16 protein-coding genes are annotated in these 14,021 nt (G+C 71.6%); 8 read left to right on the forward strand and 8 right to left on the reverse strand.

The genetic code is table 11. The features are described 5' to 3' along the window. Nucleotides 1-48: 48 nt before the first annotated feature. From cutA to R9X44_RS33495, 3 genes are all read left to right on the forward strand, one after another. Nucleotides 49-432: a divalent-cation tolerance protein CutA gene (cutA, locus tag R9X44_RS33485; RefSeq protein WP_319818384.1), complete on the forward strand. Its 384-nt coding sequence runs from the start codon at nucleotides 49-51 to the stop codon at nucleotides 430-432. Further along, on the forward strand, nucleotides 429-818 hold the full coding sequence (locus R9X44_RS33490; protein WP_319818385.1) for a hypothetical protein: 390 nt from the start codon (nucleotides 429-431) through the stop codon (nucleotides 816-818). The genes cutA and R9X44_RS33490 overlap by 4 nt, the downstream gene beginning before the upstream one ends. A gap of 101 nt (nucleotides 819-919) precedes the next feature. Further along, the gene (locus R9X44_RS33495; protein ID WP_319818386.1) at nucleotides 920-1,768 is read left to right on the forward strand and encodes an oxygenase MpaB family protein; all 849 of its coding nucleotides are present in this window, start codon (nucleotides 920-922) and stop codon (nucleotides 1,766-1,768) included. Here the strand turns inward: R9X44_RS33495 and R9X44_RS33500 are convergent. After that, a complete protein-coding gene (locus tag R9X44_RS33500; protein ID WP_319818387.1) occupies nucleotides 1,752-2,036 on the reverse strand; it encodes a metal-sensitive transcriptional regulator in 285 nt (94 codons plus the stop codon). The two genes, R9X44_RS33495 and R9X44_RS33500, sit on opposite strands and share 17 nt — an antisense overlap. A gap of 179 nt (nucleotides 2,037-2,215) precedes the next feature. Between R9X44_RS33500 and R9X44_RS33505 the strand changes: the two genes are divergently transcribed. Continuing rightward, entirely contained in the window at nucleotides 2,216-2,416 is a 201-nt protein-coding gene (locus R9X44_RS33505; protein ID WP_319818388.1) for a heavy-metal-associated domain-containing protein, read from the forward strand. On the opposite strand, the gene R9X44_RS33510 is transcribed toward R9X44_RS33505, so the two are convergent. From R9X44_RS33510 to R9X44_RS33535, 6 genes are all read right to left on the reverse strand, one after another. Beyond that, nucleotides 2,401-3,042, reverse strand: coding sequence for a histidine phosphatase family protein (locus R9X44_RS33510; protein ID WP_319818389.1), 642 nt, complete (start codon nucleotides 3,040-3,042; stop codon nucleotides 2,401-2,403). The genes R9X44_RS33505 and R9X44_RS33510 overlap by 16 nt on opposite strands. Before the next feature lie 24 nt (nucleotides 3,043-3,066). Continuing rightward, complete coding sequence (ald, locus tag R9X44_RS33515) at nucleotides 3,067-4,209, reverse strand: alanine dehydrogenase (protein ID WP_319818390.1); 1,143 nt, start codon at nucleotides 4,207-4,209, stop codon at nucleotides 3,067-3,069. 131 nt (nucleotides 4,210-4,340) lie between these two features. Further along, complete coding sequence (locus R9X44_RS33520; RefSeq protein WP_319818391.1) at nucleotides 4,341-5,150, reverse strand: SAM-dependent methyltransferase; 810 nt, start codon at nucleotides 5,148-5,150, stop codon at nucleotides 4,341-4,343. Nucleotides 5,151-5,283: 133 nt separating this feature from the next. Beyond that, nucleotides 5,284-6,414, reverse strand: a complete 1,131-nt coding sequence (locus tag R9X44_RS33525; protein ID WP_319818392.1) for a glycerate kinase — start codon at nucleotides 6,412-6,414, stop codon at nucleotides 5,284-5,286. A gap of 81 nt (nucleotides 6,415-6,495) precedes the next feature. Continuing rightward, nucleotides 6,496-7,890, reverse strand: coding sequence for an NCS2 family permease (locus tag R9X44_RS33530; RefSeq protein ID WP_319818393.1), 1,395 nt, complete (start codon nucleotides 7,888-7,890; stop codon nucleotides 6,496-6,498). 34 nt (nucleotides 7,891-7,924) lie between these two features. After that, nucleotides 7,925-8,227, reverse strand: coding sequence for a hydroxyisourate hydrolase (locus R9X44_RS33535; RefSeq protein ID WP_319818394.1), 303 nt, complete (start codon nucleotides 8,225-8,227; stop codon nucleotides 7,925-7,927). Between the two features lie 32 nt (nucleotides 8,228-8,259). On the opposite strand from R9X44_RS33535, the gene R9X44_RS33540 reads away from it, so the two are divergent. Both R9X44_RS33540 and R9X44_RS33545 read left to right on the forward strand, forming a co-directional pair. Further along, nucleotides 8,260-9,777 carry a PucR family transcriptional regulator gene (locus tag R9X44_RS33540; protein ID WP_319818395.1) on the forward strand — a complete coding sequence of 506 codons (1,518 nt, stop codon included), beginning with the start codon at nucleotides 8,260-8,262 and terminating at the stop codon, nucleotides 9,775-9,777. A 187-nt stretch (nucleotides 9,778-9,964) separates the two neighbouring features. After that, nucleotides 9,965-11,260, forward strand: coding sequence for a helix-turn-helix domain-containing protein (locus tag R9X44_RS33545; RefSeq protein WP_319818396.1), 1,296 nt, complete (start codon nucleotides 9,965-9,967; stop codon nucleotides 11,258-11,260). A gap of 209 nt (nucleotides 11,261-11,469) precedes the next feature. On the opposite strand, the gene R9X44_RS33550 is transcribed toward R9X44_RS33545, so the two are convergent. Further along, nucleotides 11,470-11,916 carry a GtrA family protein gene (locus tag R9X44_RS33550; protein WP_319818397.1) on the reverse strand — a complete coding sequence of 149 codons (447 nt, stop codon included), beginning with the start codon at nucleotides 11,914-11,916 and terminating at the stop codon, nucleotides 11,470-11,472. Nucleotides 11,917-12,151: 235 nt separating this feature from the next. On the opposite strand from R9X44_RS33550, the gene R9X44_RS33555 reads away from it, so the two are divergent. Together R9X44_RS33555 and R9X44_RS33560 are read left to right on the forward strand one after the other, a co-directional pair. Beyond that, nucleotides 12,152-13,321: a sensor histidine kinase gene (locus tag R9X44_RS33555; protein WP_319818398.1), complete on the forward strand. Its 1,170-nt coding sequence runs from the start codon at nucleotides 12,152-12,154 to the stop codon at nucleotides 13,319-13,321. Further along, nucleotides 13,318-13,959: a response regulator transcription factor gene (locus tag R9X44_RS33560; protein WP_319818399.1), complete on the forward strand. Its 642-nt coding sequence runs from the start codon at nucleotides 13,318-13,320 to the stop codon at nucleotides 13,957-13,959. The genes R9X44_RS33555 and R9X44_RS33560 overlap by 4 nt, the downstream gene beginning before the upstream one ends. Nucleotides 13,960-14,021 lie beyond the last annotated feature (62 nt).

Raw genomic sequence — 14,021 nt, forward strand, 5'->3', positions numbered from 1 at the left:
GCGCCCCCTGTCCAGTTGTTACGATCAAGACAGCGGGAGGAGCCCTCGATGGCGCAGGCGTATGTGCAGGTGACCACCACGACGGACGAGCGCGCGGAGGCCGGTGAACTGGCCACGGCGGCCGTCGCCGAGCGGTTCGCGGCGTGCGCCCAGGTGGTCGGCCCGATCTCCAGCACCTACTGGTGGGAAGGCGAGATCGAAACCGCGCAGGAGTACATGGTGGTCTTCAAGACCACGGCCGACAGGTTCGAGCAGCTGGCGGGCCTGATCGCGGAACGGCACTCCTACGAGACGCCGGAGATCATCGCGACCGCGATCGCGGCGGGCAGCGCCGACTACCTGACCTGGGTGGCCGACCAGACCGCCGACGACGAGGACGACGACGAGGACGTCCTGGAGGCAGTGGACGACGATCTGGAGATCGTGGAGTGACCGGGTCGCTGGCACGCGCCCTGGGCATGGCCGAGCACGCACGGGTGCTGCTGGTCGGCGCGCCCCCCGCGTTCGACCTCGGCGAGCTGCCCGGCGACGTGCTCGTCACCTCGGCGCTGCCCGACACCCCCAACCCGGGGGCGGGCGAGGAGTCCTGGGACGTCGTGCTGGCCTTCTGCGACGACCGTCCGGCCCTGGAGGCCGCCCTTCCCGACCTCGTCAGGTCGGTCGCGCCGTCGGGGTCGGTGTGGATCGCCTGGCCCGAGGGCGGGCTCGATCCCGACGCCGTCAGGGTCGAGGCGCGCGGCCACGCCCTCATCGACGGCGGCGAGTCCGTGGAGGTCGTCCCCGGGCACACCGCCGCGCGTTTCCGGCCGGAACCCTGAGGATTCTTTGCCCGCCCGGAGGTTTGGGAGTCCGTTTAGCGCGGCCCGTGTACGGTGACATATCGGGTGATATGACCTGGCTCACGGTGTGAGGAGTGATCGTGGCGGCTGACGGGTTCACTAAGGCCGATCACGGCATGTTCGGCCCCGGCTCGGTGACGTGGCGGGTGATGGCCGAGCCCGTGCTGATCGTCGGCGGGTTCCGGGCGCTGCTGCTCCAGGCGCTGCACCCGCACTCGATGTGGGGGACCGCCCAGAACTCCGACCTGATGGACAAGGACGCGGCCTGGGCGCGGCTCGGCAGGACCGTCGAGTTCGTCAGGGTGCGCACCTGGGCCCCGACCGACGAGGTCGAGCGCGTCGGCCGCCGGATCAGGAACCTGCACTCGCGGCTCAGCGGCGTCGACCCGCGCACCGGCGAGGTCTTCCCGGTGGACGACCCGGAGAACCTGCTGTGGGTCCACATGGGCGAGGTCGACTCCTACCTCGACGTCGCCCAGCGCGCCGGAGTGCCGCTCACCAGGGCCGACCGCGACCGCTTCGTGGACGAGCAGCGCCGCTCCGCCGCCGTCGTCGGCCTGAACCCCGCCGACGTGCCCGCCTCGGTCGCCGAGATGGCCGACTACTACGCGGCGATGCGGCCGAAGCTGTTCGCCTGTGAGGAGGCCAAGGACGGCATGCGCAGGCTGTTCAACCCGCCGGTGCCGCCGCCGTTCCTGCCGCTGAAGCTCGCCGCGCCCGGCATCGCCACCCTCGTGATCTCCACGCTGCCGCGCTGGGCCCGCCGCATGTACGGGCTGCCCGGGCTGCCGACGACCGACCTCGCGACGACGCTCACGCTCAAGGGCCTGTACCGCACGACCCGTCTCGTGCCCCCCGGCCTGCGCTACAGCCCCGACGCCAAGCGCGCTTACGCGCTCACCAGGGATTCGCTCAACCCCGCCGCATGAGCCTGCCCACCGCGGCCATCAGCTCGGTGGACATCTCCTCGGACTTGCCCTCGTGCGCGCCCTCGGCGACGCAGTGCCGCACGTGCCCGTCGAGCAGGCCGAGCGCCACCTTGTCCAGGGCCGCCTGGATCGCGCTGATCTGGGTGAGGACGTCGATGCAGTAGCGGTCGTCGGCGACCATGCGCTCGATCCCGCGCACCTGGCCCTCGATCCGCCGCAGCCGCGCCTGGAGGTCGTCCTTGGTGGCGGTGTAGCCGCGCGTGGTCATGGGCGGTCCTTCTTCACTGGGCGGGGCGGTGGGTCGGGGCGGTGATCGAGGGCGGGCGGGGGTGCCGCGGGGTGCCTTCAGCCTACCCAACCCCTCCGGGGTAAGCTCTGGCCGGAAAGTTCACATACCCCTACCCGGTAGGCGTCCGCGTCAACCGGGCGGCATGGAGGATGATCGGCATGACCCAGCGCACCTACACCGTCAAGGGCATGACCTGCGGCCACTGCACGGCCTCGGTGACCGAGGAGCTCGGCGAGGTCGCGGGCGTCGCCGCGGTGTCGGTCGACCTCGCGGGCGGCCTGGTGACGGTCTCCGGCGACGGCTTCACCGACGACGCGGTGCGCGCCGCCGTCGAGGAGGCGGGTTACGCCGTCGTCTGATCGGCGGCGTGCGGCGCGGCGTAGGAGGCCGTCGAAGGGCCGCCGAAAGGGGGCACGTTCCAGGAGGAGATGACCTCCCTGCCGTGTTCGAGCCCGAGGGTGCTCGCGGTGCCGGTGTCGAGCGCGAACAGCCGTCCGTCGCGCGCGGGGAGGCCGAGCCAGCGCGCGGTGAGAATGCGCAGGACGTGCCCGTGCGCGACGAGCGCGACGTCGCCGTCGGCGAGGTGCGGGCGCGCCCTGGCGATCACCAGGTCGCAGCGCGCGCCGACCTCCTCGACGCTCTCGCCGGGGGTCGCGCCGGGCACGACCCCGTCCTTCCAGATCCACCAGCCGGGGATGTCCTCGCCGATCTCGGGCGTCGTGCGGCCCTCGTAGCCGCCGTAGTCCCACTCCCACAGGTCGGGGTCGGTCTCGGGGGAGGGCACCCCGGCGAGTTCGGCGGTGCGCCGCGCGCGCACGGCGGGCGAGACCAGCGCGTACCTGATGTCCCGTCCCGCGACCCACGGGGCGAGGCTCCTGGCCTGGCCCTCGCCCCGCGCGGTCAGCGGGATGTCGGTGCGTCCGGTGTGCCTGCGCGTGCGGCTCCACTCGGTCTCGCCGTGCCGCAGAATGACCAGTTCGCCCATACCGATCATGCTACGCGGGTCTGCTCAGGCCAGCGCGTCGGCCACCGGCGTGAACGGGAGGCCGTGTGCCTGGGCGACCATCTCGTAGGTGACGGCTCCGGCGTGGGTGTTGAGGCCGAGGGCGAGGGCGGGGTCCTCGCGCAGGGCGCGCCGCCAGCCCTTGTCGGCGAGCGCGAGCGTGTAGGGGAGCGTGACGTTCGTGAGCGCCCGCGTCGAGGTGTTGGGGACGGCCCCGGGCATGTTGGCGACGCAGTAGAACACCGACCCGTGGACGTTGTAGGTCGGGTCGGCGTGGGTGGTCGGCCGCGAGTCCTCGAAGCAGCCGCCCTGGTCGATGGCGATGTCCACGAGCACCGAGCCCGGCGTCATCCTGGCGACGAGCTCGTTGGAGATCAGGGTCGGGGCCTTGGCACCCGGGATCAGGACGGCCCCGATGACGAGGTCGGCCTTGAGCGCCTGCCTCTCGATCTCGTAAGACGACGACATCAGCGTCGTCACGCGGCCCTGGTACACCTCGTCGATAGCGCGGAGCCTGTCGACGTTGACGTCCATGACCGTCACGTCGGCGCCCATCCCGACGGCGATCTGGACGGCGTTCAGCCCGGACACGCCGCCGCCGATGACGACGACCTTGGCGGGGGAGACGCCGGGGACGCCGCCGGGCAGCACCCCGCGCCCGCCCGCGGGACGCATCAGGCACTGCGCGCCGACCTGCGGGGCGAGCCGTCCGGCGACCTCGGACATGGGCGCGAGCAGCGGCAGCGACCCATTGGCGAGCTGGACGGTCTCATACGCGATCGCCGTAACGCCCGCCGAAAGCAGCGCGTCGGTACAGGCGCGCGAGGCGGCGAGGTGAAGGTAGGTGAACAGGACCTGGCCCGAGCGCATCCGCCCGTACTCGGCCTCGACGGGCTCCTTGACCTTCAGGACGAGGTCGGCGGCCCACGCCTCGTCGGCGGAGTCCACGATCTTGGCCCCGGCGTGCAGGTACTCCTCGTCGGTGATCGAGGAGCCGACGCCCGCGCCGGTCTCGACGTGCACCTCGTGCCCGTGCCGCACGAGTTCGTGCACGCCCGCGGGCGTGAGCGCCACCCGGTACTCGTGGTTCTTGATCTCGCGGGGCACGCCGATAACGCCGCCGCCGTCGCCCGTCCTGGTGCCAGACACAATGTCCTCCCCGGTGGCACACGGCACTGTGCCGTCGCCCACCACCTCCAGGGTGCGGCCGGAGCGCCCGGGGAGGACATGTGCACTGTGTCGGTCAGCGGCCCCTCTTCATGACAGGGTGTCAGCCCAGGTCAGCCCTTGCGGGCGATTCCGCCGTACATGAGCTTCTGGCCGACGGTGAGGGACGCCTCGTCCACCGGTCCGTCGGGCCGCCACAGCGGGTTCGGCACGACGCCGGGCTCGGCGAGCTCGAAGCCGCCGAACCACGCGGTGATCTCCTCCTCGGTGCGGAAGCGTCCGGTGCCGAGCATCGCGAGGAACTGCTTCTCGGCCTCGCGGGCCTCGGCGCTGGACGCGCAGAAGCTCGTGATGAACAGGTGGCTGCCGGAGGGGACCGCCGCCATGTAGGCGTCGACGATGCCCTGCGGGTCCTCGTCGTCGTGCAGGTGGTGCAGGATGCCGACCAGCATGATCCCCACCGGCTGGGTGAAGTCGATCAGGTCGGTGATCTCGGGGGAGGCCAGGACCGCGGCCGGGTCGCGCAGGTCGCCGCTGACGACCGAGGTGCCCGGGCTCGAGGCGAGGATCGCCCTGCCGTGCACCTCGACCATGGGGTCGTTGTCGACGTAGACGACCCGCACCTCGGGGTCGACCTCCTGGGCGACCTGGTGGGTGTTCTGGACCGTCGGCAGGCCGGAGCCGAGGTCGATGAACTGCCTGACCCCCTGGGAGATCATGTAGTGCACACCGCGCCTGAGCACCTCGCGGTTGTAGGTGGCGACGTCGTAGATCTCCGGGACGATCTTGACGAGCTCGTCCACGAAGGCACGGTCGACGGCGAAGTTGTCCTTGCCGTTCAGGACGACGTCATAGGCGCGGGCGATGCTGGGGACCGTGATGTCGATGCCCTTTGCCGCCCACTCCTGCTGCGATTCCGTCATGGGAACCTTCCGGTGTGCCGTTGGTGAGGGGACTTACAGCGTACCGAAGATCTTTTACCTGAAACCGGTGAATTCCGGGGACAAACCACTGGATATCGCAGCATTTCCGGCGCTGTCGCGGCCTTCGGACGGGTCAGCGCAGCCACTCGTCGGCGATCGCGACGGTCAGTTCCTCGAGGAGCGGCCCGGCGGCCCGCATGCAGCGCTCGGGGTCGCTCTCGATGTCGGCGAGCGCGTAGGCGGCGCTGATGCGCGCGCGGCGCAGCTGCTCGCCGGTCAGGCTGCGCCGTCCGGCCACCGCGACGACGGGCACGCCGGCCCGCCCCGCCGCCCGCGCGACGCCGACCGGGGCCTTGCCGCGCAGCGTCTGCGGGTCGAGGCTGCCCTCGCCGGTGATCACCAGCCGCGCCCCCGCCAGCGCCTCGGTGAAGCCGAGCAGGTCGAGCAGGTAGGCGATGCCGGGCTCGACGCGCGCGCCGAGAAAGGCCATCGCGGCGAACCCGACGCCGCCCGCCGCGCCCGCGCCCGGCTTGCCGCGCGACGGCCTGCGCGTCGCGGCCTCGGCGAGGTCGGCCCAGCGGCGCAACCCGGCTTCGAGCACCTGGACGCCCTCACGCGTCGCGCCCTTCTGCGGCCCGTACACGGCCGCCGCTCCCTGCTTGCCCAGGAGCGGGTTGTCCACGTCGGAGGCGACGACGACCTCGGCGCCGCCCAGGTCGTCGAGGCCGCGCAGGTCGAGGGCGTGCAGGCCGCGCAGGGCGGCACCGCCCGAAGGCAGCGGGACGCCCTTGGCGTCGAGCAGCCGGCCGCCCAGCGCGCTGATCATGCCCGCGCCTCCGTCGGTGCAGGCGCTGCCGCCGAGTCCGAGCACGACCTTGCGCGCGCCGCCGCGCACGGCGGCGAGGATCAGCTCGCCCGTCCCGGCACTGGTGGCGGTCATCGGCTGCGGCCTGCCGTCCGGCAGCAGGTCGAGCCCGGAGGCTTGGGCGAGCTCGACCACCGCGACGTCGCCCCGCACGGCGTAGCCCGCCTCGACGGGCCTGCCGGTCGGCCCGGTCACCTCGGCCTTGTGGAGCGTGAAGCCCGCCGTCACCGCGGCCTCCACGGTGCCCTCGCCGCCGTCGGCGACGGGCAGCGCGGTGACGGGGACGCCAGGCCGGTGCCTGGCGAGCCCGGCGGCCAGGTGCCGGGCGACCTGCGAGGCGGTGAGTGAGCCTTTGAACTTGTCCGGGGCGATGAGGACGTGCCCGGTGGGTGAAGCCACCTCGTCGTGCCTTCCTGGCGATCTACTGAAAGGGGATCGGTCCATTCAAGCCGACGCAAGTGTCGCCAGGGCCAGAGTGTCCTACCCGATACCGAAGAGCCGCTGGAGGGGATCGAGGAAGAAGTAGACGACGAACACCGCGGAGATCACCCACAGCGGCCACGCCACCCGGCGGCCCAGCGCGGTGCGCGCGACGGTGAAGGCGATGACGCCGAGCCCGATGCCGTTGGTGATCGAGTAGGTGAACGGCATCGCCACGATCGTCACGAACGACGGGATCACCATCTCGGGGTCACGCCAGTCGATCTTGCCGACCTGGCTCATCATCAGCGCGCCGACCACGATGAGCGCGGGCGCGGCGGCCTGCGCGGGCACCAGCGACGCCAGCGGCGTCACGAACAGCGCGAGGGTGAACAGCAGGCCGGTGACGATGTTGGCGAGGCCCGTCCGCGCGCCCTCGCCGATGCCCGCCGCGGACTCGGCGAACACCGTGTTGGCCGACGAGCTGGTGACGCCGCCGAGCGCGGCGGTGACGCCGTCGACGGTGAGGATGCGGCCGAGGCCCGGCACCCTGCCGTCGTCGGTGACCGCCCCGGCCTCCTCGCTCAGGCCGACGATCGTGCCCATGGCGTCGAAGAAGCCGGACAGCACGAGGGTGAACAGGACGACGAGCGCGGTGATGAACCCGGCGCGGCCGAAGCCGCCGAACAGGTCGACCTGCCCGAACAGCCCGAAGTCGGGCAGCCCGAAGATGCCGCCCTCGGGCAGCTTCGGCACGACCAGGCCCCACGTCTCGTCCTTGACCTCGGCGAACGCCGTGATGATCAGGGTGAGGACGGTGCCCGCGACGATCGCGATGAGGATCGCGCCCGGCGTCCTGCGGACGTACAGGGCGACCATGAGCACGAGTGTGAAGCCGAAGATGAGGATCGGCCAGCCGGTCAGCCTGCCGCCCGTGCCGAGCGAGAGGACCGTTCCACCGCCGCCGCCGACGAAGCCCGCGTCGACCATGCCGATGAGGGCGATGAACGCGCCGATGCCCGCGGTGATGGCGTACTTGAGCGCCAACGGGATCGCGTTCATGATCATCTCGCGGACGCCGGTCACCGCGAGCAGGACGATGATGATGCCTTCGAGGACCACAAGGCCCATCGCCTGGCTCCACAGCATCTGCGGGGCGGCCTGGTAGGCGACGACCGCGTTGATGCCGAGGCCCGCCGCGACGGCCATCGGCGCGTTGCCCACGAGGCCCATGAGCAGGGTGCCGATGGCCGCCGACAGCGCCGTCATCGCGGTGAGCTGCGGCACCGACAGCTGCGCGCCGGTGACGTCGGCCGCGCCGCCGAGGATGATCGGGTTCAGCAGCAGGATGTACGCCATCGCGACGAACGTCGTGACCCCGCCGCGCAGCTCGCGCGGCACTGTGGAGCCCCGCAGTGATACCTGAAAGAAACTGTCGATTCCGGCCGCCGCCATGAAAATCCTCCTACGCTGAAACTTGCACGCGGGATTATTCCGCGACGACCGTCGCCGTGTACGCGTGGGGTGCCAGATGCACGTGAAGGCTCCTTCCCGCCGACGGATCGAAGATCACCTGAACCTCGGGAAAGGCGCTCTGGAAGTACTGGCCGACGCCGAGCCGCGCCCGGAAGGGGCCGGGTCCGGACGCTTCGAAGACGATCCGCCCGGACGCGTCCGTAACGTCTTCGCCCGCGGGGCTCCAGGTAGTGCCGTCGTAGGAGTCGAGACGGGCCGGGATCTCGCGCGCCGGACGGCCCCGTACGGTGTCGACCACCGTGATCGTGATGCTCATCCCCTCATCCTCCCGCCCACTAGCCTGGGCCCGTGCGATTGAGGGACCTGTTGGAGATGGGCGAGCTCGGCCTCGTGCTGCTTTCCGGCGAGCACGCGCTCGACCGGCCGATCCGCTGGGTGTACCTCACCGAGCTCGTGGAGACCGGGCGTTACCTGTCCGGCAACGAGCTCGTGCTCACCGGGCTGATCGGGCCTGGACTGCGCGAGCGGCCCGAGGACCTTGTGGACGACCTCGTCGACGCCGGGGCCACCGCCCTGGGCGTCGGCCTTTCGGTGCACGAGGAGGTGCCGGCGAGCGTCCGCGAGGCGTGCGCGCGGCGCGGGCTGCCCCTCCTCGAGGTCTCCCGCGACCTGTCCTTCGGCGCGATCAGCGAGAAGGTCACCAGACGGCTCACCACCGAGCGCGCGGCGGGCCTGGCGACCGTCCTTGGCAGGCATCGGCGGCTGATCGCCTCGGTGGCCGAGGGGTCGGGGCTGGAATCGGTCTTCAAGGTCACCCAGGCCGAGCTGGGGCGTGCCTGCTGGGTGCTTTCGCCGACCGGGCGGGTGGTGGTCGGGCCGGGGCAGGACCCGCCTGATGCCCGTCGTCTGGCGGCCGAGTATCTGACGGCTGCGCGGCTTCCCCAGGTCGTCACGGGAGGGCCGGAGGGGCCAAGGACCCTGCTGCCGATCAACAGCCGTGCCGCGCACCGCGTCGCGGGGTGGTTCCTGGCGTGCGAGGGGGAGCTGGCCGATCTTTCGGAGGAGGCGCGGGAGTCCGCCCATGAGCTGGCCGCCCTCGCCGCGTTGGAGCGCGCGCGGCTCGAGGAGGGGCAGAAGGTCGAGCGGCGGTTGCTCGGGGAGCTTCTCGACCCGGCGCTGACCGAGCCCGCCGAGATCGCCGCGCGGATGCGCACCTGCGGGCTCGACCCCGCGCGGCCGTTCGTCGCGGTCGCCTGCGCGCTGGGCGATGCCGCCGAGGGCGTCGAGGTGCTGCGTGAGCTGATGCCCGAGGCGACGGCCGTCACCGCGGTCGACGGGGAGGCCGTCACCGTCGTGCGGGCCGAGGACGGCGTTCAGGGGCTGGTGGAGCGGCTGCGGGAGGCCGCGGCACTGCTGGAGGCCGGGCTGGCCCGTGAGCGGCTCACCGTGGGCGTGAGCGGCCCGGCTACGGGTCCGTCGATGCTGCGCGGGGCCGTGGAGGAGGCGCGGCACACCAGACGGCTCGCCGCCGCGCGACGCGCGGGGCGCGCCCACGTCGTCACCAGCGACGAGATCCACTCGCACGCGCTGCTGCTGGCCACCGTGCCCGACGGGGTGCGCCGCTCGTTCCGGGAACGGCTGCTGCGTCCGCTGCAGGACTACGACAGCGAGCACAACTCCGACCTCGTCGCCACCCTCGCGGCCTTCCTCGACCACTCGGGCTCGTGGAACAAGTGCGCCGCCGCCCTGCACCTGCACGTCAACACCCTGCGCTACCGCATCAGACGGGTCGAGGAGCTGACCGGACGCGACCTGTCCACCCTCGAGGACAGGGTGGACTTTTTCCTGGCACTTCGTGCGATGTAAGGACGGAGTCGCGCCGAATCAGCAACAATGCACGCGCGGGCCGACCCCGGAAGGCGTGGCGTGGGCGGACGCGGGTGCGACAAGGAGTCCGAAGGCTCCCGAGATCGCCAGGACGGCGGAGATCGCCCGAACGGCGATCACTGTGCGCTTACGGTTCATGACTGGAAGCTAAGAGGAGCGGACGGCAGTGAGTCAAGAGACTCTGGGAGACCGGATCAGGAATCTCCGGATCAAGCTCGGCGTCAGCCAGGCGCAACTCGCCTTCCCTGAGCTGTCCGACAGCTACATCTCGCTGATCGAGAGCGACAAGCGGGTACCCGCGCCCAGCGTCATCGAACTGCTCGCCCGCAAGCTCAACTGCTCGGCGACCTACCTCGTCAGCGGCGTCAGCGAGGACATCGTGGACGAGCTGCGCGTCACGCTCGAATACGCCGAGATCGCCCTGCAGAACGGGGCCGCCGCCGAGGCCCGCGACCGCTTCGCCGAAGTCCTCGCCCACTCCGACGCGCTCGCCCTGCCCGACATGCTCAAGCAGGCCCGCTGGGGCCACGCCCTGGCCCTTGAGGCGGGCGGCGCTCTTGAGGAGGCGATCGAGGCGCTGCGGGAGATCGCTTCCGGCGCGTCCCTTGAGTACGACCGCGATCACTGGACCCGCGCGCACGTGGCGCTCAGCCGCTGCCTGCGCGAGCGCGGGGACACCAGCGCGGGCGTCCAGGTGGCCGAGGAGGCGTTGCGGCGGCTGGCGATCGCCGGGGGCGAGTTCACCGACGCCGCCGTCCACCTCGGCGCGACCCTGCTGGGGTGCTGCATCGAGCGGGGTGATCTGGTGCGGGCCGGGCAGTTGGCCGACGACCTGATCTCCCGGGCGGAGCGGATCGGCACCGTCCAGGCCCGGATCGCGGCGTACTGGGAGGCGGCTTACGTCGCGGAGATGCGCGGGGAGTACGAGCGCGGCGTGGCCCAGGCCGAGCGGGCGCTGAGCCTTCTGGGGGAGGACGAGGACGCGCGTAATCTGTCGCGTCTCAAGCTCGCGTACGCGTCGCTGCTCTTGCGGGCGCGTCCGTCGGAGGCCCAGCGCGCGCACGAGGTCCTCGTGCAGGCCCGCGCGGGGATCGAGGGCAGCGCGGCGGGCGAGGTCGACACCGCGTGGTGCCTGACGGAACTGGCCCGCGCCGAGACGATGCTCGGCCGCCCGGCCGAGGCCGTCGAGCTCGCCGGACAGGCCCTCGCCCTGCTCGGCGAGGAGCCCCGCCGCTCCTCAGCCTGGGCGCTGACCGTGCTCGGCGAGGCCCACGTCCGCCTCGGCCGCCGCGCCGAGGCCCTTGCCTTCCTCACCAAGGCCGCCACCTGCCTCGAGGAGATGGAGTCCACCCGCGACGCCGCCCAAGCCTGGTTCGACCTCGCCGAACTCCTCGGCGAAACCGGCGAAGAATCCCAACGCCGCGACGCCTACCGCCGAGCCCTCACCTGCGTGGGCTTGTAGCCCCTAAGACGCAAAAGCCCGGCCCTCTAAAGGGACCGGGCGCTTGAAAACCTCAGGTTGTCTCGATCGCCTGGCGGCGATCGAGACAACCAAGGGAGCCCGATCCGTATCGGCGCAAGGGCATCCGAGCCGCGCAGCCCGGTAGGACCGACCCCCGAGACGCAAAAGCCCGGCCCCTAGGGGACCGGGCTTCGTGCGTCAGGGTTTTCTTAGGCAGCTAGGACGACCGCGTCGCGGTCGTCGGGGTTTCCCAGGCGGGTGCGGGAGAAGACGACGAGGCGCAGGACCAGGTAGCGGACGGTTCCGGCGACGGCCGAGGCGAACAGGTAGACGCCCTGGTCGAGCAGGACGCTGGGGTTCGGGTGGACGGCGCGCAGGGCGACCATCGCGAACGACGTCGCGGCGAAGGCGCCGAAGGCCGTCAGGGCGGATTCGGCGTGCATGCGCAGACCGCGCCTGCCGCTGCGGAAGGTGTAGAGGCGGTGCAGCTCCGTGGACAGCAGCGTGCCCAAGATCGTGATCACCGCGTTGACGGCGACGAGCTGCAAGGGCACGTCGCTGATCAGGCCGAACAGGGAGAGCAGCACGCTGGACAGCACGGTGACGCCGCCGCCCATCGCCACGAAGAGCACGAAGGAGCGGACCGGTCCCGGCATCGCCGGCCCGGTCGGACCTAGGTGGGGCCGATCGGCCCCGGGGGGTTTCCCTACGCTCATGACTCCACGCTATCGACAGTCGCTGACACTTTTAACGTCCCGCTCACCATAGCCTTGAACCGGTACCTGAGATACAACCGTTTCTTGTCTCTTTCGTCACTCCCGCGTGAGAACGAAATCCGTATGGCACCTGAGGGTGAGACGACCCTGAGCCGACTGCTGGCACCATGAGGGGGTGAGACCGCTCCGCCCTCTGTTCACCGCCCTGACCTGGCGTAGGTGGACTTTCCTGCTGCTCGGCGGGCTGCTCTGCGCGCCCGCCGCGGTCGTCGTCGGCTTCGTCGGGGGCACGGTCCAGACCTTCGCGCGATCTCCTTTGCTCGCGGCCGCGCTGACCTTCGGGGTCAGCCTCCTGCTGATCAGCGGGCTCGGGCTCCTGCCCGTCGTGCGGCGGCTTGAGGGGGCCGTGGCGGCCGAACTGCTCGGCGCGCCCGCCGTCGTCGGGGACTGCGCCCGCTGGCCCGCGCGGCTGCGGGCCGCCGTCTGGTTCGTCGCGCACCTGTTCTTCGGGGCGCTCGCCTGCGTCGCGACGGTGTTCGCGCCGCCCGTCTTCATCTACGGCATGATCCGTCCGATCCTCGAGGGGGTGGCGTGGTGGCCGTCGCTCATCGGCGTCGTCCTGGTTCCGGCCTTCCTGTACGGGATCGTGTTCTCCGGGCGGATTGCCGCGAAGGTCGCGGAATGGGCGCTGGGGCCGTCGGCGCAGGAGCGGGTGGAGGCCGCCGAGCGCAGGGCGTCGGTGCAGGTCGAGCGCACCCGGCTGGCCCGTGAGCTGCACGACTCGGTCGGCCACGCGCTCAGCATCGTCACCGTGCAGTCGGCGGCGGCCGAACGCGTGCTCGACCGCGACCCCGACTTCGCCAGGCAGGCGCTCAAGGCGATCGGCGACTCCGCGCGGACCGCGCTGGAAGATCTCGATCATGTCCTGGGCCTGCTGCGCGAGGAGGAGAGCGCCCGCGCGCCCCAGCGCACCCTGCGCGACCTCGACGACCTGCTCGCCAAGACCGGGCTCGACATCGCCGTCGAGTGTGAGGGGGACCTGGACAGGCTGCCTTCGGCCGTCTCCCGGGAGGCGTACCGGATCGTCCAGGAGGGCCTCACCAACGTCGCCAAGCACGCCGGGCGGGTCCCGGTGGAGCTGCGGCTCGCCGCCCGGCCCGGCGTCCTCGACCTCGAACTGTGCAACCCGATGGGCGCGCGCACCCACGGCCGCGATACCGGCGGCCGGGGCCTTGCCGGGCTGAGCGAGCGCGTCGGGGTGCTCGCCGGACGGTTCAGCGCGGGCGCGCTCGACGGCCGCTGGCGGCTGTCCGCCTCGATTCCACTGCCTAAGGGGACCTCATGACCTCCGTGCTCATCGTCGACGACGAGCGGCTGATCCGCGCGGGCCTGGCGGCCATCGTGGGGGCCGAACCCGACCTGACCGTCGTCGGCGAGGCGGGCGACGGGGCCGAGGCGCGCCGCGAGACCGCCCGCCTGTCGCCGGACGTGGTCCTCATGGACGTCCGCATGCCCGGCACCGACGGCCTCGAGGCGACCCGCAGCATCCTCGCCGAACACCCCGACCCGCCCAAGATCCTCGTCCTCACCACCTTCGAGAACGACGACTACGTCTACGACGCCCTCCGCGTGGGCGCGAGCGGATTCCTCCTGAAACGCTCCCGCCCCGAAGACATCCTCCAAGCCATCCGACTCGTCGTCCAAGGGGACATGCTCCTCTTCCCCGCCGCCATCCGCGCCCTGGCCGCCCCCCGCTCCACGCCCACCCGCACCCGCTGGCACACCGACCTCACCGACCGCGAAGCCGAAGTCCTCCGCCTCATGTCCACCGGCCTCTCCAACGCCGAAATCGCCGAAACCCTCTTCCTCAGCCTCCAGACCATCAAAACCCACGTGGGCAACCTCCTCGCCAAACTCGGCGCCCGAGACCGCACCCAAGCAGTGATCCTCGCCTACGAGACAGGCTTCATCCGCCCCGCCTAACCCCCCAACCCCCCACCCCAACCCCCCACCCCAACCCCCCACCCCAACCCCCCACCCCAACC

It is taken from the genome of Actinocorallia sp. A-T 12471, assembly GCF_033875155.1.
Classification (GTDB): domain Bacteria; phylum Actinomycetota; class Actinomycetes; order Streptosporangiales; family Streptosporangiaceae; genus Actinocorallia.